Below are 23142 nucleotides of genomic sequence, written 5' to 3'. Positions count from 1 at the left end.
AGCATGATACGCACCGTCCCCACCAAACCCTACTCCGACCAGAAGCCCGGCACGTCGGGCCTGCGCAAGAAGGTGCCTGTGTTCCAGCAGGAGCATTATGCCGAGAACTTCATCCAGTCGATCTTCGACGCGCTCGACGGGTTCAAGGGCAAGACCCTGGTGATCGGTGGCGACGGCCGCTTCTACAACCGCGAGGTCATCCAGAAGGCGATCGCCATGGCCGCCGCCAACGGCTTTGGCAAGGTGATGGTCGGGCAGGGCGGCATCCTGTCGACGCCCGCCGCCTCGCATGTCATCCGCAAATACAAGACCTTCGGCGGCATCATCCTGTCGGCCAGCCATAATCCGGGCGGCCCGCACGAGGATTTCGGCATCAAGTACAATGCCGGCAATGGTGGCCCGGCGCCGGAAAAGCTGACCGACGCGATCTTCGAGAAAACCAAGGCGATTTCGAGCTTCAAGACATCGGACATCGATCCGATCGACATCGACACGATCGGCACGGTCAAGGCCGCCGGCATGACGGTCGAGATCATCGATCCGGTCGCCGACTATGCCGAACTGATGGAAAGCCTGTTCGATTTCGACGCGCTGCGCAAACTGTTCAAGTCAGGCTTCCGCATGCGCTTCGACGCCATGCACGCGGTGACCGGCCCCTATGCCAAGGAGATCCTTGAAAACCGGCTTGGCGCGCCCAACGGCACCTGCCGCAACTTCAAGCCGCTGCCCGATTTCGGCGGCCATCATCCCGATCCGAACCTGGTCCACGCCAAGCACCTCTATGATGAGATGATGGGTCCGGATGCGCCGGATTTTGGTGCCGCTTCCGACGGCGACGGCGACCGCAATCTGATCATCGGCAAGGGCATTTTCGTCACCCCGTCGGATTCGGTGGCCATGCTTGCCGCCAATGCCCGCCTGGCGCCCGGCTACAAGGACGGGCTGAAGGGCATTGCCCGCTCGATGCCGACCAGTGGCGCGGCCGACCGGGTCGCCGAAAAACTCGGCATCGGCATCTATGAGACCCCGACAGGCTGGAAGTTCTTCGGCAATCTGCTCGATGCCGGCATGGCGACGATCTGTGGCGAGGAAAGTGCCGGCACCGGCTCCAACCATGTCCGCGAGAAGGACGGCCTTTGGGCGGTGCTGTTGTGGCTCAACATCCTCGCCGCGCGCGGCGAAAGCTGCAAGCAGGTCGTCACCGAGCACTGGGCGGCCTACGGGCGCAACTACTATTCGCGCCACGACTATGAGGAGGTCGAGAGCGACCACGCCAATGCGCTGGTCGACGAACTGCGCGCCAAGCTCGGCTCGCTGCCCGGCACCAGCGTGCGCGGCCTGAAGATCACCAAGGCCGACGACTTCGCCTATCATGACCCGGTCGACGGCTCGACCAGCGAGCACCAGGGCATCAGGGTGCTGTTCGAAGGCGGTTCTCGCGTCGTCTTCCGGCTCTCCGGCACGGGTACTTCGGGTGCCACCTTGCGCGTCTATATCGAGCGCTACGAGCCGGACAAGGCGCGGCACGATCTCGACACCCAGGTCGCACTCGCCGACCTCATCGCCGCCGCCGACGACATTGCCGGGATCAAGAGCCACACCGGCCGCAACAAGCCGAGCGTGATTACTTGAGGGTGGCGTTGAGGGCTTTCCCTTCTCCCCTTGTGGGAGAAGGTGGCCTCGCGAAGCGAGGTCGGATGAGGGGTGCTCCAGCTTGGCGCGTTCTTCGATCGAGATTGCCAACGCCTCGTTCCGTCACACACCCCTCATCCGTCTCGGCGCTGCGCGCCGATCCACCTTCTCCCACAAGGGGAGAAGGGGAGGCGCTCGCATGACCCAACTCGGTGCCACAATCACCCCCGAAGGCATCCGCTTTGCCGCATGGTCCGCGTCGGCCCGTCGCCTTTGGGTCTCGATCTTCGATCAGCAAGGAGGCCGCGAGCTCGACCGGCTGGAACTGAGGCCGGAAGGCGAGGGGGTGCATGCGCTCTTCGTTTCCGGCCTTGCCGCGGGCACGCTATATGGTTTCCGTGCCGACGGCGATTATGCGCCCGAGCTTGGGCTGTGGTTCGATCCCGACAAGCTGCTGACCGATCCCTACGCCGTGGAAATCGACCGGCCTTATGCTTATCACTGGCGGCTCGCCGCGCGGCGTAACGAGGGGGCGGACACCGCGCCGTTGATGCCCAAGACCGTGGCAAGGGCCTTGCCCAAGGCAGTGCCCGTGCTGCAGCCGCTGTTTAGTCCGGGCGGCCTGATCTACGAACTGAACGTCCGCTCCTTCACGAAGCTCCACCCGGATGTGCCGGAAGAACAGCGCGGTACCCTCGCAGCGCTCGCCCACCCCGCTATCATCGCGCATCTGAAGCGCCTCGGTGTGTCCGCGGTCGAACTGATGCCGGTGACGGCGTCGATCGACGAGCGGCATCTGCCACCGCTGGGCCTGAGCAACGCCTGGGGCTATAACCCCGTCACCTTCATGGCGCTCGATCCACGGCTGGCGCCCGGCGGTCCGGCCGAATTGCGCGAAACCGTCGCGAGGCTGCGCCAGGCCGGCATCGGCACCATCCTCGATCTCGTCTTCAACCACACAGGCGAAAGCGACAGGCTGGGGCCGACGCTGTCGTTGCGCGGCCTCGACAATCAAGCCTACTACCGGCACCAGCCGGATGGCAGGCTGGTCAATGACACCGGCACTGGCAACACGGTCGCGTGCGACCATCCGGTGGTGCGCGACATGGTGCTCGACACGCTTCGCCATTTTGTCCGCCATGCCGGCGTCGACGGCTTTCGCTTCGATCTGGCACCGGTGCTGGGCCGCGTCGATGGCGTGTTCGATCCGGCGGCGCCCTTGCTCGATGCTATCGCCGGCGATCCGGTCCTTGCCGATCGCGTGCTGGTCGCCGAACCCTGGGACATCGGCCCGGACGGCTATCAGCTCGGCAATTTCCCCGCGCGCTTCCTCGAATGGAACGATCGCTATCGCGACGACGCCAGACGCTTCTGGCGTGGCGATGTCGGCGCGGTTGGAGCGTTGGCGACCCGGCTTGCCGGCTCATCCGATGTTTTTGGCAAGGCAGGCCAACCAGCCAGCCGAACGGTCAATTTCATCGCCGCGCATGATGGCATGACGCTGGCCGATATCGTCGCCTATGAGCGTAAGCATAACGCGGCCAATGGCGAGCAGAACCGCGATGGCCACAACGACAATTTGTCCTGGAACAATGGCGCCGAGGGCGAGACGGACAACGCGGCGATCGGCAAAGCGCGCTTCGAAGACCAGTGCGCGCTGCTTGCCACACTATTTGCCTCGCGGGGCACCATCATGCTGACTGCGGGCGACGAATTTGGTCGCACCCAGAAGGGCAACAACAACGCCTACGCGCAGGACAACACCATCACCTGGCTGGATTGGACGGGCCGCGACCAGGTGCTGGAGCGTTACGCATCGGCGCTGGCCACACTCCGCCGCGCCGTCCCGGCATTGTCGGATACGCGTTTCCTGATGGGACAATCGGCCGAGGCCTCAGGCATCCCCGACGTCGTCTGGTTGACTGAGACCGGCATGCCGCTGGCCGAGGCGGACTGGAACGATCCCGGCCGACATCGCCTTGTCATGCTATTGGGCGATGCAGGCGGCGGCCGCCTTGCCGTCATCATCAATGGCGATCGCCGCCAATGCGTCTTCACCTTGCCCGAAAGGGAAGGGTTCCGATGGCAGCCGGCGATCGAAACGCAGGCGGTCGACCTTGCGCGGCCAATGCCGGGCCGCAGCGTCAATTTCATGATCGAGCGCCTGACTCAAAAGGGCGGCGCCGGGAAGGGGTCGTGATGGCCGATGAAGATGCCAACGAGTGGTGGCGCGGCTGCGTCATCTACCAGGTCTATCCGCGTTCCTTCCAGGACACGACCGGCGATGGCAGCGGCGATCTCAGGGGTATCACGGCAAGGCTCGCCCACATCGCCTCGCTTGGCGTCGATGCCGTCTGGCTGTCGCCCTTCTTCAAGTCGCCGATGGCCGACATGGGCTACGACGTGTCGGACTATAGCGACGTTGATCCGATGTTCGGTTCGCTGGAGGATTTCGACACCCTGGTCGCCGAAGCGCACCGGCTGGGCCTGAAAGTCGTCATCGACCAGGTGCTGTCGCACTCATCCGACAAGCATGAATGGTTCATCGAAAGCCGCGCCAGCCGCGACAACCCCAAGGCCGACTGGTATGTCTGGGCCGATGCGAAGCCCGACGGCAATGCGCCCAACAACTGGCTGTCCGTCTTCGGTGGCCCTGCCTGGGAGTGGGATTCGACCCGCCGGCAGTATTACATGCACAATTTCCTCGCCTCGCAGCCCGACCTGAATTTCCACAATCGCGAGGTCCAGGATGCACTGCTGGACACGGTTCGGTTCTGGCTGGAGCGCGGCGTCGACGGTTTCCGGCTCGACACCGTCAATTACTATGTCCACGACCGCTGGCTACGCAGCAATCCGCCCTTGGCGTCGAGTGTCGCCGGCACCAATGGCGAAACCAACACCTACCTTTACCAGGAGCATCTGTTCGACAAGACGCAGCCGGAAAACCTGGCTTTCCTCAAACGTTTCCGGGCATTGCTGGACGAGTATGAGGGCCGTGCCGCGGTGGGTGAAATCGGCGACGAGGGCCGCTCGCTGCAGACGCTGGCCGCCTACACTTCCGGCGGCGACAAGCTGCAGATGTGCTACACCTTCGACCTGCTCGGTTCGCAATTTTCGGCGGCGCATGTGCGCGGCTGCGTCGAGGCTTTCGAACATGCGGTCGTCGACGGTTGGGTCTGCTGGGCGTTCTCCAATCATGACGTGGTGCGCCATGTCAGCCGCTGGACAAGGCCGGACGGCGATCCTGACACGGTGGCCAGATTCTCGATAACGCTGCTCGCTTGCCTGCGCGGCTCGATCTGCCTCTATCAGGGCGAGGAACTCGGCCTGGAAGAGGCGGAGTTGGCCTACGAGGATCTGCGCGATCCCGTCGGCATCCGCTTCTGGCCTGGCGTGAAGGGCAGGGATGGTTGCCGCACGCCGATGGTCTGGGAGGCCGGCGCCGACAATGCGGGTTTCTCGACCGCCAGGCCCTGGCTGCCGGTCCCGGCCAGCCATCGCGCCCGCGCCGCCGATGTGCAGAACGGCAACGACCAATCTGTGCTGTCCGCCTACCGTTCGACGCTTGCCTTGCGCAGGCGTCATCCAGCACTGGTCAGCGGTTCGATCCGCTTTCTCGACGCCGAGGGTGATGTGCTCGCCTTCATCCGCGAAGGTGGCGGACAGAGGCTGCTCTGTGTCTTCAATTTCGCCGCGGAGCCGGCGAATTGGCAATTGCCAGGGGACATCGGAACAATTGCGGCTGTCTTGGATGGCGAAGCTGCTATCGGGGAAGAAGCGCTCTCGCTGCCGGCTCTCGGTTGCTTCCTTGGTCGGCTCGACTGACTGGCGGTTCGACCGCGTCCCGGCCAGGCGACCGCCTGTCTACAAAGCTCATTGAACGAGCACGGCGCGTCCGCACGTCGCCCCGGTGACACGCACGTCGGCCTGGCCGACACCGACCCCCAGGGCCGACAGCACATTGTAGAGCAAGTCGTCGACGGGCGCCGTCACGGTGTTGAGCAGGGCCACAACTGCTGGTTTGACCGTTCCGAGCAGGGCCGTCAAATCGATGCCGAGACCGAGCGCATTGACCGAAAGCGACAAATTGTTGACCAGCGACGTGGTGAGCGACTGCGAGATGTTGCGCGTCGAAACGGTCTTGATCGTCTTGTTGGCGATGTCGGTCGCGTTGAAGGTCAGGGTCTGCGGGCTGTTGTTGGTGATCGCGGTCGCGGCCGAACCCATCACCTGGATCAGCGGGATGTTGATTAGCAGGATCCTCAGGCTCACATCGGCGATCTCGGCGTCGGTGAAGGTCTGCGGCTGGCTGAAATCGGCGAAACCGGAGGCGTTGTTGCTGTTGGCCAGGTTCAACTGGGCAATACCGGGATGTGCGGCGATGGAAACGCTGATGCTGGAAGGCCCTGTCGGACAGGTTATGTCGGTCAGCTTGGCTTCGGCGTAGGCGACTTCCACATTGAGCGGCAGATTGACGGCCAGCAGGCTGATGCCGCCGCTGAGGCCGGGTGTGCCGATGCCGACCGAGGCCGTCAGCTTGATGCGCGTCTGGGCGGTCCGCACGACGGTGCCGATGCCATCGACCGCCAGCCAGGGCGAGGATTGCGCCGGCTCGCCAATGGCGATGTTAAGCTTGGTGGAGAGCAGCCCGGGGATGGTGGCGCCGAGATCGACCGCCGCCTGGTTGGTGCCGTTGGCGAGCACGGCGGCGGCGGTCAGCATCCCCATGGCGCTTGCGTCGACCCCAAGGCCGGACGGCTGTTGTCCGAGGCCCAGGCTGCCGACGGAACCAAGGTCGATAAGACTGCTGAGCGGGATCTTGACCGTGCTCGTCGACTTGGTGGCGACGGTCTGCAGGGCGACCTTGGCCGTATTGCCGAGACCAGGAACGTTGGCCATGGCTGTGGCGATCTGGCCGACAGTCGCCTTCGAGGCCAGCACGTTTGAATAGGTGCCGGCGGTGATGTTCAGTTGTGTGGCCAGGGCACTGACAAAGGAGAGCACGCTGACGTCGGCCGATATCAGCCCGTTATAGTCCATGACGCTGAGCGAGATGTTGCCGCCGAGAAGTCCGCTTAGAAGCGCGTTGAGGATGCCGCCGTTGACGCTGAGCAGCCTCGATCCGACCGAGAATGCGGCCTGCGGCGTCATGCTGGCCGTGGCTTGGGTGCCGATGACCGGAGTGGGGATGAGCGAGCTCGCGAAATAGCGGGCGGGGATTTTCGCCAGCGTGACACGCACTGCATTGTAAGGTGTCACACCCGCCTGGAAGCGCTGGGTGACATTGGCGGTCGATGAGGCATATCGGCCCTTTGTGACCGTCACCACCGTCTTTCCGACGGCCGGGGGAATGGTCTGGCCCGAGGCCTGAACGACGACACCCGGCATGCCGTTGTCGGTGAGCGTGGTCACGACCGCCGTGTTGACATTGTTGATGTTCGAGGCGGCGGTGATCGCCGCCAGATCGACCATCGCCTGGGCTTCGCGGCGTTCGGTATAGATGGAGGCTTCATCGATGGCCACCGCGGCCAGCGCCAGCGCGACCGGAGCGCTCAGTGCCGTCATGACGGCAAAGTTCGCATTCCTGTCTCCCAGCATCGACCGTACAAGCCGGCCGATGCCCTTGCCCCGACGCTGCGGCATTCAGATACCCCCGACCCTGATCGTTGACTGGCGCTTGATGGTGGTCCCCGGCATGGCTATGCCCGGGAAGAGATTCCAGATCGGCAGGTTGCGCGCATCGTAGGAGATAGACACCACGAACTGGCTTCCATCGGCTACGCTGTCATTGGCCTGGTAGGTCAGTTTACTGACGTCCACGAAGGGGTAGCCGCCGGCATTGTTGGTGAGGAAGGAGGCCACCAGCGTTTGCCGCTCGGTCTGGTTCAATCCTGCAATGGCCGTCCTGGCGGCGTCGGCCGCGATCTGCTGGATCGAGTTGGCGGCGCCAAAATAGATGCCGTACGCAACCATTCCGAGTATTATGAGGATAAAGAGCGGCGACAGCAAAGCGAATTCAACCGCTGAAGTTCCCGAATTGTCTGTTCGGAAAGCGCGCTTTCGGGCCTTGGAAATGAGGTTCTGAACCATGATAACAGCATGCCAAAATTCGCATGCAGAAAGCGAAAACTCTGGGTACAACCAGAGAGTGCGTACAATTGAAAAAGCCGCTCTAATTTAGCCGTTGCTTCTTCGGTTGGGAGGATTGACTTAGGGTCAATCAGTACTCGGTTGAAAACAGCTTACCTCCTGTCTAGTCTCCTGCCACCAGCTGCCGGAGGGAACCGGTGGCACGCTTGAAGGAACCAGATATCGGTCCCGGGGCGTCAACACGAAAAGGCGCGCCGACGGCAGCGCCGACAGGGAGAACTTCATGCTGAAAAACATGCTGAAGGCGACGGTGTTCGCCACCACCATGGCCGTAGCCGCCGGTGCGTTCTACACGCCGGCTTTCGCGGAGACCGTCTATAACAGGGGCACCGCCGCTGAGTCGGAATCGGTCGACCCGCACAAGACCTCGACGGTCTATGAAGCCAATGTGTTGCGTGACCTGTTCCAGGGACTGGTCATGCAGGACGAGAAGGCGAACCTCATTCCGGGCGCCGCCGAAAGCTGGACGGTATCGGATGACGGCACCGTCTACACCTTCAAGCTGCGCAAGGACGGCATGTGGTCGGACGGCAGCCCGGTGACGGCCGACGATTTCGTCTACGCCTTCCATCGGCTGGAAGACCCCGCGACCGGCGCCGAATATGCCTCGATGCTCTATCCGGTGAAGGGTGCGGAGGACGTCAACACCAAGAAGGGCAAGCCCGAGGACATGGGCGTCAAGGCGATCGACGCCAACACCCTGGAAGTGACGCTGAAGGCGCCGACGCCTTACTTCCTGGAGATGCTGACCCATCAGGCGACCTATCCGGTCAGCAAGGCCTCGATCGAAAAGCTCGGCGCCGACTGGATCAAGCCCGGCAACCTTGTTTCGAACGGCGCCTATACGCTGGCCGAATGGGTCCCCAACGACCATATGAAACTGGTCAAGAATCCGAAATTCTGGGACGCGGCGACCGTCAAGTTCGACGTGGTCAACTACATCCCGACCGAAGATCGCTCCTCGGCCATGAAGCGCTTCGAAGCCGGCGAACTCGACAGCTACGACGATCTGCCGACCGAACAGCTCGCCGACCTCAAGACCAAGTTCGGCGACCAGATCCATGTCGGCCCATATCTCGGCACCTATTACTACGCGATCAAGACCGACAAGGCGCCGTGGAACAACCCTGAACTGCGCAACGCCATTTCGATGGCGATCGACCGCGACTTCATCGCCGAAAAGGTCTGGCAGAACTCGATGCTGCCCGGCTATTCCATGGTGCCTCCCGGCATCGAGGGCTACACGCCCGCAATGGCCAAATACGCCGACATGCCGCAGATCGATCGCGAGGACGCCGCCAAGAAAATCCTCGAGAAGCTTGGCTACACGCCCGAACATCCGCTGAAGATGGAAATCCGCTACAACACCTCGGAGAACCACAAGAACACCGCGGTTGCCATCCAGGAGCAGTTGAAGCCGCTTGGCGTCGACGTCACGCTGCTCAACACCGACACCAAGACGCACTACTCCTTCCTTGAGCAGAAGGGCGACTATGACGTGGCGCGTGCCGCCTGGATCGCCGACTACAAGGATCCGGAAACCTTCCTCGGCATTTCGCGCAAGGCGAGCGGCAACAACTACTCGAACTACAACAGCCCGGCCTATGAAGCGGCCATGGACAAGGCGGCCGCCGCCGGCGGCAAGCCCGAGGAGCGCATGAAGGAGCTCTCCGAGGCCGAGCGCATTCTTGTCGACGACGTCGGCCAGATTCCGCTTCTCTACTATAGCTACCACGACATCGTTTCCTCGAAGCTGCATGGCTTCGTCGACAATGTGATGGACGTCCATCCGTCGCGTTTCGTCAGCAAGGACTGATCCCTGGCCAAGCCGCCGCGCACTCCTCGCGCGGCGGCGCTGGTCTGCCATCGCATCGGCCCGGGAAGCGCAATCGATTTTCGGAAAATCCGGTGCGAAGATTTGAAGGCTGGAGCGCAATCGTCCAACTGGACGTTGGTGCTTCGGATCAAGCGGGGCACCGATGCTGCGATACGTATTCCGGCGGCTTTTGACCGCCATACCGACGCTGTTCGTCATCGTGACGATGGCGTTTTTCCTGATGCGCGTCGCGCCAGGCGGCCCATTCAACCAGGAGCGGGGGCTGAGCCCCGAGATCAAGGCCAACCTTGAAGCCCAATTCGGCCTCAACGACCCGCTCTGGCTGCAATATGTCCACTATCTGGGCAATCTGCTACGCGGCAATTTCGGCCCGAGCTACAACATGCCGGACTTCACCGTCACCGAACTGTTCGCCAAGGGCCTGCCCATTTCGGTGCAACTCGGTGCGTCGGCGCTGATCCTGGCGCTGCTGCTGGGTTCGTTGCTCGGCACCATCGCCGCACTCAACCAGAACAAGCTTGGCGACTATACGGTGATTGCACTGGCGACCGCCGGCAGCACCATCCCGACCTTCGTCATCGCGCCGGTGATCCAGCTCCTCTTCGGATTGACCTGGAAGCTGCTGCCGATCGGCGGCTGGGGCGATGGCGCCTTCATCAACAAGGTCGGTCCGGTGCTCACCCTTGCCTTGCCGCAGATCGCCATCGTTGCCCGCCTGATGCGCGGCTCGATGATCGAATCTCTGCGCTCCCACCATATCCGCACGGCGCGCGCGCTCGGCCTTTCCGACTGGTCGGTGGTGGTCAAGCACGCCCTGCGCGGCGCCATCCTGCCGATCGTATCGTTTACCGGCCCCGCGGCGGCGGCCCTTTTGACCGGTTCTGTCATCGTCGAGACGATCTTTTCCATTCCAGGCGTCGGCCGCTATTTCGTCGATGCAGCGCTCAACCGCGACTACACGCTGGTGATGGGGACGGTGGTGGTGATCGCCATCTTCACCATCATCTTCAACCTGATCGTCGACGTCATGTACGCGGTCGTCGATCCGAGGGTGCGCTATGACTGACATCGCAGCCACGGCTCCCACCATCGTTGGCCGCTCGCTCTGGGGCGATGCCTGGGCGCGCCTCAAGGCCAACCGCGCTGCCATGTTCAGCCTCTACTATCTCGCCTTGATCGGGATCGTCAGCGTGTTCGGCCCCTGGTTCGTGCCGCATCAATACACGACCATCTATGCCGACTATGTGCGCATGCCGCCAAGCCTGTCGGCCTACCCGAAGCCAGACATGATCCAGGGCGCGCTCTCGGACGCCATCAAGCGCATGCGTGTCGACCTCAAGGAATGGCATCAGGAAGGCAGCCGCGTCACGGTCACGGTCACCTCGACCAAACCGATCGATGATCGCAACATCCGCTATCTCGACCGCTCCGATGCCTTTGACGACACCAGGATCGAGAACAAATCGCCCGACGGGCTCGAAGTGACGATGAGCACATCGGTCAAGCAGCAATATTTCCTGTTCGGGACCGACAACACCGGCCGCGATCTGCTGTCGCGCACGCTGATGGCCGGGCGCATCTCGCTGGCCATCGGCCTGCTCGCCGGCGTCGTGGCGGTGGTTATTGGCGTGATCTATGGCGCCGCCGCCGGCTTTTCCGGTGGCAAGATCGACGAGGTGATGATGCGCATCGTCGATGTGCTCTATTCCTTGCCGTTCATCTTCTTCGTCATCATGCTGGTGGTGTTCTTCGGCCGCAACTTCGTGCTGATGTTCCTGGCCGTCGGCGCGGTGCTGTGGCTCGACATGGCCCGCATCGTGCGCGGCCAGGCGCTGTCCATCCGCCGCCAGGAATATGTCCAGGCTGCCGAAGCCATGGGCGTCGGCCAGCGCGGCATCCTGTTGCGCCATGTCATCCCCAATCTGCTCGGTCCGGTGGTGATCTACATGACGCTGCTGGTGCCGCAGGTCATCATCCTGGAGAGTTTCCTGTCGTTCCTCGGCCTCGGCGTACAGGAGCCGATGACCAGCTGGGGCGTGCTGATTTCGGTCGGCGCCAAGAACATCGGCACCGCCAACTGGCTGCTCCTGTTCCCCGCTTTCTTCCTCGTCTCGACGCTGTTCGCCCTGAATTTCGTCGGCGATGGCCTGCGCGACGCGCTCGACCCAAGGGATCGATGAGATGGGGGATCGCTGAGATGGGGACCGCTGACATGGCCACTCCCGAAACGATCCTCGCCGTCAAGGACCTGCGCGTCCGCTTCCGCACGCTCGACGGCGCCGTCGAGGCGGTGAAGGGCATCAACATCCACGTCAATGCCGGCGAGACCGTTGCCGTGGTCGGCGAGTCCGGTTCCGGCAAGAGCCAGACCATGATGGCGGCGATGAGCCTGCTGGCCTCGAATGGCGAAGCCACGGGCCATGTCGACTATCGCGGCCGCAACCTGCTGACACTGAGCAAGTCCGACCTGAACAAGGTGCGCGGCGCCAAGATCAGCATGATCTTCCAGGAGCCGATGACCTCGCTCGATCCGCTCTATTCGATCGGCAACCAGCTGATCGAGCCGATCCGCCGGCATCGCGGCCTGAATGCCGCCGAGGCACGCGAGGAGGCGCTCAGGCTCTTGCGGCTCGTGCATATTCCAGATCCCGAGCGGCGGATGAAATCCTATCCGCACGAAATGTCCGGCGGCCAGCGCCAGCGCGTGATGATCGCCATGGCGCTGGCCAACGATCCCGACATCCTGATCGCCGACGAGCCGACGACGGCGCTCGACGTGACCATCCAGGCGCAGATCCTGATGTTGCTCGCCGAACTGCAGCGCAAGCTCGGCATGGCGATCGTCTTCATCACCCACGACCTCGGCATCGTCCGGCGTTTCGCCGACCGTGTCTATGTCATGCGCCAGGGCGAGGTGGTCGAGGAAGGCGAGGCGGAAGCGATCTTCGCAAACCCGCAGCACACCTACACCAAGATGCTGCTGGCGGCCGAGCCGACCGGAACCAAGGCACCACCGCCGGCCAATGCGCCCGTGGTGCTCGAAGGCAGGAATGTCGAAGTCACGTTCAGGATCGGCGGCGGGTTTCTGGCCGGCGAGCCACTGATGCTGCGTGCTGTCGATGACATTTCGATCCGGCTTCAGCGCAACCAGACCATCGGCATCGTCGGCGAATCCGGTTCGGGCAAATCGACACTCGGCCGCGCCTTGCTGCGGCTGCTGCCGAGCGATGGTTTGATCCGTTTTGGCGATCGCGACATTTCCGCGGCCGACCGGCAGGCGATGCGGCCGCTGCGGCGCCAGATGCAACTCGTCTTCCAGGATCCGTTCGGCTCGCTGTCGCCGCGCATGACCGTCGGCCAGGTCATCACCGAAGGCCTTCTGGTGCATGAGCCTGATCTTTCGAGCAAGCAGCGTGACCAGCGCGCGGTCGAGGCCTTGCGCGAAGTCGGGCTCGATCCCAACGCCCGCAACCGCTACCCGCATGAATTCTCAGGCGGCCAGCGGCAGCGCATCGCCATTGCACGCGCCATGATCCTGAAGCCCAAAATGGTCGTGCTGGACGAGCCTACCTCCGCGCTTGATCGCTCGGTGCAAAAGCAGATCGTCGAACTGCTGCGCAAGCTGCAGGCCGACCATGAACTGTCCTACCTCTTCATCAGCCACGACCTTGCCGTGGTGCGCGCCATGGCCGACTACATCATCGTCATGAAGCAGGGAAAGATTGTCGAGGAGGGGCCGACCGAGGCGATCTTCAGCAACCCGCAAGCGCCTTACACGCAGACGCTGATGAACGCGGCGATCGACGTGACGCGCTTTCGGCTGAGCGCCTGAGGCGGCGCTTCAACTGAAGGCAATCATCGTGGCGGCGTCCGTCCGCTCAGTCCGCGGACCTCGGGCACTTGCGTGCGCGCGCAGCGGCAATGGCATCCTGCTGCTGTTTCAGCCGGTCTATCCTGGCTGTTTCCCGATTGGCGACGGCGGTTTTCACGCGTGAGCCACCAAGCAGCCAGCGGGGAACACTGGTGTTGGCGACCTTGCCGCGCGTAATCGCGGTTTGCGAGATTTCGTTGGCGGTTTCGCCCAGCGCGCTGTTGAGCTCGATACAGGTCATCTTGTCGTACTTCGCCGGATCTGTCGTTCTGCTGATCGAGGAGCAGCCGGCCACGAGAAGCACGGCAATCACAAGAACCGGTGTCGAAGCTGTCGTTGAGATAAAATTCATGTCCGCATCCGGTCGCCAGCTTACCGGCTTTCATCGAATTGCCTAGAGCCGATGCCCATTTCGACAAAGTTTGCGCCTGCTGTCGAGCCCGATCGCAATTCGCGCCGGGCGTGACGAGATGCCATATGCCGGCGCATGCTCGTTCGCACGGCTTGTCGGCTTGTCATCTCCTGGGATCCTCACGCTGTCTCGGCGACTAGTCCGGCCATGGGGGCATCACCACGCAGCACTGTCTGGGCGATATCGCTCTTGTTCTCATCGACATGCGCCGTCACCAGGACGATCCCCTCGGCGACGCTGCGATCGTCGGGTTTGGCTGCAGTCTTGATGAATGAGCCGAGCAGCCCGCCAGCGCCGCCACAGACCGCGCAAATCACGGCTATTGCCGGTAATCCGGCCTGAAGGGAATTGAGACCGTAGACGGCCACGGCGCCAAGGCACGCCAACGCCGCACCGACCAAACCGAGAATGACGCCCGGAGACTTCAGAACTCCGACTTCATCCTGGTAGGGTCCGATAATGGCAATCTGAACGTGAGGAACACCAGCCGCCACCAGTTCTCCGGCAACCCGGCCCGCTTCGGCATGGGAATCAAAAAGCCTGCTGATAGTCCGCATGGTCTCAGGGCGTTTCCTTGTCGAGCAACGTGTCGTTCACGAAGGACGCGGCGATCAAATCGTCGCCATCGATGCTGCCCTGTCCGTCCTCCATCATGGCCACGACCTTTTGGAATGTCTTCATTTCGCTGATGGTAATCCGGGCTTGCTGCATCCTGGCCTTGAGGTCGGCTACGCGCGTCCCCAATGCATCGGATCTTGCGGCCTCACTGTTCGGCATGGTGACTTTCATCCAATTCCGCTTGATCGCCCTCGCGCCCAGTCAACCGAACAGGGTCGAAGCGCAATCGTTCCCTGGTTGGGCTTCGGTCTGGTATGGCGCCGGACTTAAGTCTGGCTCTCAACTGCAATGGTCCTATCCGTGCTGCTGCCCGGAACAGCCCCCGTTCGCAGCCGTTGTCCGCTGCATGTTCAGGAGGAAGTGATGGAGAAGAGTGTTGGCCAAGCACGCTGGTTGCTCGCACTGACCTTCGCGGTGGCCATCACCTTCATGGCGATTGGAATAACTCTTGGCTGACCATCCGAGAGATCGCGCACGAATGTCTTGCAGATTGGCGCAGCTATGTCCCTTCCTGCGCCGATAGGGTTCGCCCGCCGCCTCCATGCGGCGGGCGAACCCTCAGTCTCAAATCGGAGAGCGGAAGAAGGGCTGAATGACGGCAACGCAGCAACAAATGGTTTGTCACGCCCTGGGCTGAACGATCAGAACTTCCACAACAAGTGGTGAGATTGCGCGGACTTCCGCGACCAACCCGCTACGCATGGCTCCAATGCCAGACCGGAATCGCGGATCGTGAACCAACAAATCACGCTCGATTAACGCTGGCCGCTCCACACATCACAACCGAGATATCCATGCGGCACGTACGTTGCTTGCCAGCGTCATTGGGAGGCGAATATGGCACTTTCACCGGACCGGTATGATGATGACATGATGATCCAATGTCCTCGATGCAACCGAATGATGATCCGTAAAGGTCGCCTGATAAAGAGCGTCAAGTCGCTGACCTGTGAAGGTTGTGACAATCAAATTCGGATGACATACAGCCGCAAGATCGACATCTTCGAAAGACGCCGCCGATCACATCCCTGACTCTGGTCTGAATTCTTGCCGGGCCAGCCTGTGGGTAAGTCAAGCTCGCGTCGATGACGGGGCGAGGGTATCGACCAGCACCAGTCAGGGTACCCCGGCGCATTCTCCGAGCGCATCTATGTGGATGTTCACCTGGGACAAAGGCCGAGTTGGCCCGACTCCTGATAATAAGCCGGGCCGCCGGCCGTTTTATCAGTAGCCGCCGTTCTCGATCACCACCGGATGGCGGTGATGGTGTGTGGAGACGGAACCCGTAACCACGAGGGCATCGCGACGATGGTGATGATGCCGGCGGCCATGGTCATAGAAAGCAACCGTGCCGTGGTGACGGTGATGCAGTCGTTGTCCATCCTCGTTGATGATCCTGACCTGGTGGTGGTGTCGATGGTGGGTCCGGATAACCACATCGGCCTCGGCTGCCGAGGCCACGACCGGGAATCCCACGGAAAGCGCCAAAGCGCACATGAGCATTGTTTTCATTATAATTTCTCCACTGACTGGAATAGCCCTTCGGTGGATACAACTGCGGCTGGCCGCTTTGGTTCCGGGGCTTTCCCAAGGCGGTAGGGATGCCTGCGGGCAAGTCGAAGGTCGGGCGATCGCATTGCCCAAGGCAGAGAAGGGGGCGCCTTTCGAAGTGGTCCGATGCACCGGTTGCGCTCATTCAATCGGCGCGACGATCTGCGCTCAAAAATTCGCGACATTCGGTCTGCCATTCGGCGGAACATTAGGTCTATCTAATAGTTCTACTCCCTGCGGCAGACGCCTCGGTGTCTGCCGAAGATCGGCCGGCAAAGGCCGATCGGTCCGCGTCCTCCGCCAGAGGCGCGGGCTTCCCAGGCAACAGGAGAGAGATCATGAACAACATCATCTGGCTCGTTGGAGCGATAGTCATCGTGTTGGCGATATTGAGCTTCTTTGGCCTCCGATAAGTGTGACGGGAGTAAGGTTTGTCGACACTTCTTGTGGGCACGTGATCAGCCGAGCGAATGCTGGGAAGCGCCCATGGGCTGACGGCCGCAAACCAATATTACGGCAGGGAGCTTACCGCTCCTCTTTGCTGCATGGCGCGTTGGATATGACTCTCAGCCAACTCAACTGAGGAGGGGTATAATCTCGCCCTGTTGTCAGGTGGCATATCAATCAAGCGCCAAAGTCGGGATGCGCTAACACGTTGTTTTTCTGGTCGGAGTGGCAGGATTTGAACCTGCGACCCCCTCGTCCCGAACGAGGTGCGCTACCAGGCTGCGCTACACTCCGTGACCAGACGGCGGGCTTATAGCCGCCACACTTCATTCCTGCAAGCGGCAATGGCAGCACTTCTGTCGCATTTCATCAGCTTTCGTCGCGCAGGCCGCTGATGTTCCAGTTAAATGCGTGCGCCCAGTCGGCAAAACCGTGCCAGCGCACTTCGGGGAACTCCCTTTGCAAGGCGGCGATGTCGACGTCGTAGCCGACGCGGTCGAACCATTCGAACATCAGTGCCGCGTCCTCGCTCTGCTGGCGGGCGGCCGCGATCGGGATCTCCTGATAGCGGATCGGGTGGCCGATGGCCTCGGACAGGATTCTTGCCTGCTCTTCACCTGACAATTCATCCCCTGCAAAATCGAAGCGCTTGCCGAACACGCGTTCGCGCCGCTCGGCCAGAGTGGCGACGAACGCGCCGATATCCGCCAGCGAGACCAGTTGGAGGACACGCTTCGGCGGCATGGCGAAGGCATGGCTGCCCTGGCTGAGCGCGCCGATCGACCACGGTGCGACGACATTCTCCATGAAGGCGACCGGCGCGCTGATCGTATAGGGAATGCCGAGCTGCCTGACATGCTGCTCGACCAGGTATTTGCTTTCGAAATGCGGAATGCCGGTCTTCTTGTCGGCGTCGGCAACGGATGAATAGATCAGGTGTCCGATGCCGGCGGCCTTTGCCGCATCGGCGGCTAGAATCCCCTGGCGGGTCTCTTCCTCAAGGCCGGCCTCGTAGCTGTTGCCCATCAGGAACATGGTGTCGGCGCCTTTTGCGGCCTTCACGACTGAGACCGCGTCGGCGAGATCGCCGGCGACAACCTCGGCGCCAGCCACCGCCAGTTGCCGCGCGGCTTCGCTGTCCGGCTTGCGCGTCAATGCCTTGACGCGATGGCCCCTGGACAGCAGGGCATGCGCCACCGCACCGCCTTGCTGGCCCGTGGCACCGGTCACAAGAATGTTTCGTTTGCTGGTCATCTGATCTGCTCCTTATGTTTGTCTGGAGCAAAGCTAGGGCCTATCGCATTGATGCATAATTGTATATAATTGGAAAACTTTGTCCCAATTTTGAGTGCAATGATCGACCTCAACGATATTGTCGTGTTTGCCCGCGTCGTCGAAGCCGGCAGCTTCACCGCCGCGGCGCGCCTCCTCGCCATGCCCAAGACGACGGTCAGCCGCCGTGTCGCCGCGCTCGAACGCGAGGTCGGCGTGCGTCTGCTGCAGCGCACCACGCGCAGCCTCAACCTGACGGATGCCGGGCGTCTCTACTATGAGCGGAGCAGCCAGGGGCTGCGGACGATAGAAGAGGCCAATCTGCACCTCGCCGAGGCGAGGGCGGAGCCTTCGGGCACGGTCCGAATCTCGGCTCCGGTTGGTTTTGGGGGGCACTTCCTCATCCGCGCCGTGGTCGACTTTCTGACGCTGTACCCGAAGACCAATGTCGAACTTCGCCTCACCGACGAAAAGCTCAATCTGGTCGAGGATGGCATCGATCTCGCCTTCCGTACCGGGAGACTGGAGGATTCGACGCTGATTGCCCGCAAGCTCGGTTCCACGCACAGGCTGCTCTGCGCCAGCCCCGCCTATCTCGCCCGATACGGGATGCCGGAAAGCCCGGCCGATCTCGCCCGCCATCGATGCGTCATCGCGGGTCCGTCGGCCTCAGGCGCTCATTGGGTGCTGGATGGCCCACAAGGCCAGGAAACCGTCGTAGTCGCCGGGCGCTTCGCCGCCAATGAGATGCAGGCGGTGGTGGCGGCCGCGCTCGCGGACTTCGGCATCGCTCAATTGCCACAGCCGATAGCGGAGGGATTGATCAACGAGGGGCGGTTGCGGCGCGTCCTCGACGGCTATACGACACCGGCCGGTGGCCTGCACGTTCTCTATCCCAGCAGCCGGCACCTTTCCCCCCTGGTCAAGGCCTTCATCGATCTGGCGGTCGAGCGCATTTCCAATCGGGTAAACACGGCTTAAAGGCATGCCTGCTACCCCAGACCAACTTCTAAGCGAGACCCGAATGAGCCAGCGCATCGTCAGTTTTGTCATGAGCGGCGGCGTCGGTTCGCGGCTCTGGCCGCTGTCGCGCGAGGACAATCCCAAGCAGTTTCACGACCTGTCCGGCGACGGTTCCATGCTGGCCAAGACCTTGCGCCGGCTGACGGCAAGGCCCGCGGGCCAAACGCCGATCTTCCTGATCGCCTCGGAGCGCCATGCCGAGCGTGTCCATGCCGACCTGGCCGGGCTGGACCTTGCGGGCGGCGGTCCGCTGTTCGAGCCCACGGGGCGCAACACCGCCGCCGTGATCGCACTGGCAACGCTGCGCACTCTGTCCGAATTCGGCGACAGCCTGGTCCTGGTTGTGCCATCGGACCACGAAATATCGACCGCAGGGCAATTCTGGCAGAGCATCGAGGCCGGCGCCGAGGCGGCGCGCGCCGGCCGGCTCGTGGTGTTCGGCATCAAGCCGACACAGCCCGAGACCGGCTATGGCTATATCGAGGTGGCACGTGCGCAGGGCGGCATCTTCGACGTCACGCGCTTCGTCGAAAAGCCGGACCTTGCGACGGCGCAGAGCTATCTCAGGGCGGAAAACTTTTACTGGAACACCGGCATCTTCCTGTTTCGAGCCGAGGCCATGCGCGATGCCTTCGCGGCGTTCCAGCCGGACATCTGGCAGGCCACCGCGGCTGCCTACAATGCGGCGACATCGGACCTGTCCGGCCTCTATATGCCGCTGGAGCTCTATGAAGCCATCCCTTCGATCTCGATCGACTATGCCATCATGGAACGGGCGCAAGGCATTGCCATGGTGCCGGCCGACTTCCGCTGGAACGATCTCGGCTCCTGGCAGTCGCTGCTCGATGTCGGTCCGGCCGACGAGCAAGGCAATGTCGTCATCGGCGATGTCGTCGCCATCGATTGCGAGAACTCCTACATCCGCAGCGACGGCCGCCTGTTGTCGGCGATCGCCATGAAGGATGTAGCCATCGTTTCGACCGCCGACGCGACTTTCGTCGCGCCGGTCAGTCACAGCCAGCACGTCAAGAAGATCGTCGAGCAGCTCGAGAAATCGGGCCGGCTGGAAACCAGGTTCACGCCGGCGCATGACCGCGTCATCGAAAGCGGCGCCTGGCGGCGGCGTGTGCACCACTGGCTGTTTCAGGAGACATTGCCGCTGTGGTCGACATCAGGCGTCGACGAGCGCCATGGCGGTTTCCATGAAGTGCTGGGCTTTGACACCAACCCGCTCATGAAGCCCAAGCGCATGCGGACCCAGGCCAGGCAGGTCTATGCCTTCGCGGTCGCCAGCGCGCGCGGCTGGCATGGTCCGGCCGACCGGCTGATCAGCCACGGTATCGAGTTCATGGCCAGGAATGGCCGCACCGACAAAGGCGGCTGGGTGCGTACGCTCCATGTCGACGGCTCCGTCGCCGATGCCACCGAGGATGCATACGATCATTCCTGCGTGCTTCTGGCGCTCGCCCATGCCCATATGTCGGGCAATCCCGATGCCTTGCGGCTCGGCGAGGAAACTTTCGCGTTCCTCGACGCGCATCTCGAGGATCATCGCATGACCGGTTTTCTCGAAACATCGGACGGGAAGGGCGAGCGGCGCTCCAACCCGCACATGCATCTGCTCGAGGCGTTCCTGGCCTGGCATCAGGCAACCGGCGAGCGTGCTCACCTGCGCCGCGCGGCGCGCATCATCGATCTGTTCCGCAGCCATTTCTTCGACCGGGAAAGCTGGACGCTGGGCGAATATTTCGATGATGAATGGAGGCCGGCGGCCGGTGAGAAGGGCGCGTGGACCGAGCCCGGCCATCACTTCGAATGGGCTTCGCTGCTGGTCGATTTCGCCGGACGCAGCGGCCAGGCCGAACTGAGCGGCTTCGCCAGGAAGCTCTACGCCTCGGCCATCGCCAATGGCCTCAACCGTGCCACCGGCCTTGCCTATGGCGCGGTCTCGCGGCAGGGGCTGCCGCTGGACCTGATCTCGCGCAGCTGGCCGCAGGCCGAAGCGGTCAAGGCGGCGATTGCGCTGGATGGTTCGGGCGGCCCCGATCTCAAGCCGGAGATCGAGGAACGGGTTGGCCGGCTGTTCCGCTGGCACATCGACCCGGCGCCGCTCGGCCTGTGGATAGACCGCATCGACGAACGCGGCCGCTCGCTGGCGTCGGATGTTCCGGCCAGCATCTTTTATCACCTGGTCTGCGCGCTGACGCAGTATCTGGACGGGACGGCGGAGAAGGGGTGAGACGTTGGGTGAGGCGGGCGGTAGCGAATTTGTGGACGTTCCGGGTGATACAACCCTCTGGAAGACTCAGGACATTCCGCCACAGAGGATAGATCTTCCATTAGAGGCCCGTGGCCGTTTTCGTTGGTATTATCCGATCTTCGGAATCGCCGCCGTGTGGGCACTGTCCTCTTCAATAAGATTCTATTCGATCGCAGTTCAAAATTGGGAGACCGGCAACTCACTCGATCGAATAGCGTGGGTGGCTGGAGTGGTCGGGTGCCTTTTTGTCAGCGTCCTCTTTGCGGGAATGCTTGTAAGGATGATATTCGACGCGGCGAGTTCGCGCCCATTACTCATTCTTGACAGACAAACGTTGTGGGATAGGCGTCAGTTAGACGAGCCGATGCCATGGAGCAACGTCGAGCACATAAGGTTTCAATCCGTCAGGGATACTGTTGTCGTTCACCTAAAACTTGCGCAACCTGTGTATGTTAGAAGTGGACTGTTCCGGATTGGCGGCGCGATAGGAAGTGGGCTCAAGTCAAATATAATCGTATTGCTCTCAGACTTGAAGGACGAGGAAATCGTTGAGAAGGCGATCGTGGCCCTTGCTAGAAGGGGCGAAGCCTGAAGCAAATCAATACGGGCTTGCCACATCCCCCGTCTCGACATAGATCGACTTGAGCTGCGAATAGAGCGCCAGTGCCGCCAGCGAGTTTTCGCGGCCGATGCCGGACTGCTTGAAGCCGCCGAAGGGGATTTCGACCGGCGTCAGATTGTAGGCATTGATCCAGCAGGTGCCGGCCTGCAATTCGGCGATGACACGATGGGCGCGCGACAGGTCGCGGGTAAAGACACCGGCGGCGAGGCCGAATTCGGTGTCGTTGGCGCGATCGATCACCTCGTCCTCGCCGTCGAATTTCAGCACGCTCATGACAGGCCCGAAGATCTCCTCGCGGGCGATGCGCATCGTGTCGGTGACACCGGTGAAGACTGTCGGCTCGACGAAGAAGCCGCCGTCAAAACCTTGCAGCGAGGGGACATTGCCGCCGCAGGCCAGTGTGGCGCCATCCTGCTTGCCGATACCGATATAGCCGACAACCTTCTCATGCTGTGCTTTCGATACCAGAGGCCCCATCTGGGTTTCGGGGTCGAGCGGATCGCCGATGCGAATTTTCTTCGTCCGCTCGACCAGCCGCTCGACAAAGCGGTCGTGAATGCCGCTCTGCACGAAGACGCGGGTCCCGTTGGAGCAGATCTGGCCGGTCGAGTAGAAATTGCCGAGCATGGCGCCGCCGATGGCGTTTTCGATGTCGGCGTCGTCGAAGACGATCAGCGGCGACTTGCCGCCGAGCTCCATCGTCGCGTGCTTCATCTTCGAGCCGGCGAGCGACAGCACCTTGCGGCCGGTGGGCACTGAGCCGGTCACCGAGACCTTGGCGACGACATCGTGCCCCACCAGTCCGGCGCCGACATCCCCATAGCCCTGCACCACATTGAACAGCCCGTCGGGCAGGCCGGCCTCGCTGTAAATCTCGGCCAGCGCCAGTGCTGAAAGCGGCGTGTTCTCCGACGGCTTGAACACCATGGCATTGCCCATGGCCAGCGCCGGTGCCGATTTCCAGCCGGCGATCTGGATCGGGTAGTTCCATGCGCCGATGCCGACACAGACGCCGAGCGCCTCGCGCCGCGTGTAGGCGAAAGGCCCGCCGAGATCGACGGCCTCGCCATTATAGGCGGCGACCGCGCCGCCGAAATATTCAAGGCAGTCGGCGGCGGAAGGCGCGTCCGCCACCAGCGTCTCCTGGATCGCCTTGCCGGTGTCGAGCGTCTCGATGCGGGCGAGGTCGGCGTTGCGGGCGCGAAGAATGTCGGCGGCGCGGTGCAGGATGCGTCCGCGCTCGACCGGCTTCAGGCGCGCCCAGGCCGGCTGCGCGGCCCGCGCTGCCTCGATGGCGAGTTCCAGGACGTTCGGCGTCGCCGAGCGCAGCATGGCGATGGTCTCGCCGGTTGCCGGGTAGATGACGGGCAGCGGCGCGCCCTGCTCGTCGTCGATATAGCGGCCGTTGACATAGTGCGATGCCGTGGGCTGGGCGCGCATGGGAGTC

Annotated in this window: 18 protein-coding genes and 1 tRNA gene; 10 read left to right on the top strand and 9 right to left on the bottom strand. The window is 62.4% G+C overall.

Features of this window, described 5'->3' with window-relative positions:
• The first annotated feature begins 3 nt into the window (after positions 1-3).
• From MesoLj_RS27920 to bglA, 3 genes are all read left to right on the top strand, one after another.
• Entirely contained in the window at positions 4-1632 is a 1629-nt protein-coding gene (locus MesoLj_RS27920) for an alpha-D-glucose phosphate-specific phosphoglucomutase (RefSeq protein ID WP_202323283.1), read from the top strand.
• 199 nt (positions 1633-1831) lie between these two features.
• Entirely contained in the window at positions 1832-3832 is a 2001-nt protein-coding gene (gene glgX, locus MesoLj_RS27915) for a glycogen debranching protein GlgX (RefSeq protein WP_202323282.1), read from the top strand.
• Positions 3832-5457, top strand: coding sequence for a beta-galactosidase BglA (gene bglA, locus MesoLj_RS27910; RefSeq protein WP_202323281.1), 1626 nt, complete (start codon positions 3832-3834; stop codon positions 5455-5457). Before glgX ends, bglA begins: the two co-directional genes overlap by 1 nt.
• Before the next feature lie 48 nt (positions 5458-5505).
• Here bglA and MesoLj_RS27905 read toward each other — a convergent pair whose 3' ends face one another.
• Complete coding sequence (locus MesoLj_RS27905; protein WP_140768738.1) at positions 5506-7275, bottom strand: TadG family pilus assembly protein; 1770 nt, start codon at positions 7273-7275, stop codon at positions 5506-5508.
• A complete protein-coding gene (locus MesoLj_RS27900; protein WP_140769729.1) occupies positions 7276-7722 on the bottom strand; it encodes a TadE/TadG family type IV pilus assembly protein in 447 nt (148 codons plus the stop codon).
• Between the two features lie 283 nt (positions 7723-8005).
• Here MesoLj_RS27900 and MesoLj_RS27895 point away from each other — a divergent pair, with 283 nt between their 5' ends.
• The 4 genes from MesoLj_RS27895 (at position 8006) to MesoLj_RS27880 (ending at position 13451) form a co-directional block, all read left to right on the top strand.
• Positions 8006-9598, top strand: a complete 1593-nt coding sequence (locus tag MesoLj_RS27895; protein WP_140769727.1) for a peptide ABC transporter substrate-binding protein — start codon at positions 8006-8008, stop codon at positions 9596-9598.
• Between the two features lie 163 nt (positions 9599-9761).
• Positions 9762-10685 (top strand): ABC transporter permease subunit, encoded by a 924-nt coding sequence (locus MesoLj_RS27890; RefSeq protein WP_140768736.1) that lies wholly within the window; start codon positions 9762-9764, stop codon positions 10683-10685.
• Positions 10678-11799, top strand: coding sequence for an ABC transporter permease (locus tag MesoLj_RS27885; RefSeq protein WP_202323280.1), 1122 nt, complete (start codon positions 10678-10680; stop codon positions 11797-11799). Before MesoLj_RS27890 ends, MesoLj_RS27885 begins: the two co-directional genes overlap by 8 nt.
• A gap of 32 nt (positions 11800-11831) precedes the next feature.
• A complete protein-coding gene (locus MesoLj_RS27880; RefSeq protein WP_202323279.1) occupies positions 11832-13451 on the top strand; it encodes an ABC transporter ATP-binding protein in 1620 nt (539 codons plus the stop codon).
• A 46-nt stretch (positions 13452-13497) separates the two neighbouring features.
• Here MesoLj_RS27880 and MesoLj_RS27875 read toward each other — a convergent pair whose 3' ends face one another.
• From MesoLj_RS27875 to MesoLj_RS27850, 6 genes are all read right to left on the bottom strand, one after another.
• A complete protein-coding gene (locus MesoLj_RS27875; protein WP_202323278.1) occupies positions 13498-13842 on the bottom strand; it encodes a hypothetical protein in 345 nt (114 codons plus the stop codon).
• A 179-nt stretch (positions 13843-14021) separates the two neighbouring features.
• Positions 14022-14459 carry a hypothetical protein gene (locus MesoLj_RS27870; protein ID WP_202323277.1) on the bottom strand — a complete coding sequence of 146 codons (438 nt, stop codon included), beginning with the start codon at positions 14457-14459 and terminating at the stop codon, positions 14022-14024.
• 4 nt (positions 14460-14463) lie between these two features.
• Entirely contained in the window at positions 14464-14679 is a 216-nt protein-coding gene (locus MesoLj_RS27865) for a hypothetical protein (protein ID WP_202327497.1), read from the bottom strand.
• A gap of 1065 nt (positions 14680-15744) precedes the next feature.
• A complete protein-coding gene (locus tag MesoLj_RS27860) occupies positions 15745-16032 on the bottom strand; it encodes a hypothetical protein (RefSeq protein WP_140768728.1) in 288 nt (95 codons plus the stop codon).
• Positions 16033-16735: 703 nt separating this feature from the next.
• Positions 16736-16812, bottom strand: a tRNA-Pro gene (locus tag MesoLj_RS27855).
• Positions 16813-16887: 75 nt separating this feature from the next.
• A complete protein-coding gene (locus MesoLj_RS27850) occupies positions 16888-17772 on the bottom strand; it encodes an NmrA/HSCARG family protein (protein ID WP_202323276.1) in 885 nt (294 codons plus the stop codon).
• Between the two features lie 99 nt (positions 17773-17871).
• Here MesoLj_RS27850 and MesoLj_RS27845 point away from each other — a divergent pair, with 99 nt between their 5' ends.
• Genes MesoLj_RS27845 through MesoLj_RS27835 form a run of 3 tightly spaced genes read left to right on the top strand, consistent with a single transcriptional unit; the run spans position 17872 to position 21665 of the window.
• Positions 17872-18771, top strand: coding sequence for a LysR family transcriptional regulator (locus MesoLj_RS27845; RefSeq protein WP_202327495.1), 900 nt, complete (start codon positions 17872-17874; stop codon positions 18769-18771).
• 43 nt (positions 18772-18814) lie between these two features.
• The gene (locus MesoLj_RS27840) at positions 18815-21052 is read left to right on the top strand and encodes an AGE family epimerase/isomerase (RefSeq protein ID WP_202323275.1); all 2238 of its coding nucleotides are present in this window, start codon (positions 18815-18817) and stop codon (positions 21050-21052) included.
• 4 nt (positions 21053-21056) lie between these two features.
• A complete protein-coding gene (locus MesoLj_RS27835) occupies positions 21057-21665 on the top strand; it encodes a hypothetical protein (protein ID WP_202323274.1) in 609 nt (202 codons plus the stop codon).
• A gap of 6 nt (positions 21666-21671) precedes the next feature.
• Here the strand turns inward: MesoLj_RS27835 and betB are convergent, their stop codons facing one another.
• Positions 21672-23135 (bottom strand): betaine-aldehyde dehydrogenase, encoded by a 1464-nt coding sequence (gene betB / locus MesoLj_RS27830; protein WP_202323273.1) that lies wholly within the window; start codon positions 23133-23135, stop codon positions 21672-21674.
• Positions 23136-23142 lie beyond the last annotated feature (7 nt).

The sequence above is a fragment of the Mesorhizobium sp. 113-3-9 genome, assembly GCF_016756515.1.
GTDB lineage: Bacteria > Pseudomonadota > Alphaproteobacteria > Rhizobiales > Rhizobiaceae > Mesorhizobium.
The sequence above is the reverse complement of the archived record's forward strand: the minus strand, read 5'-3'. Positions and strand labels throughout refer to the sequence as shown.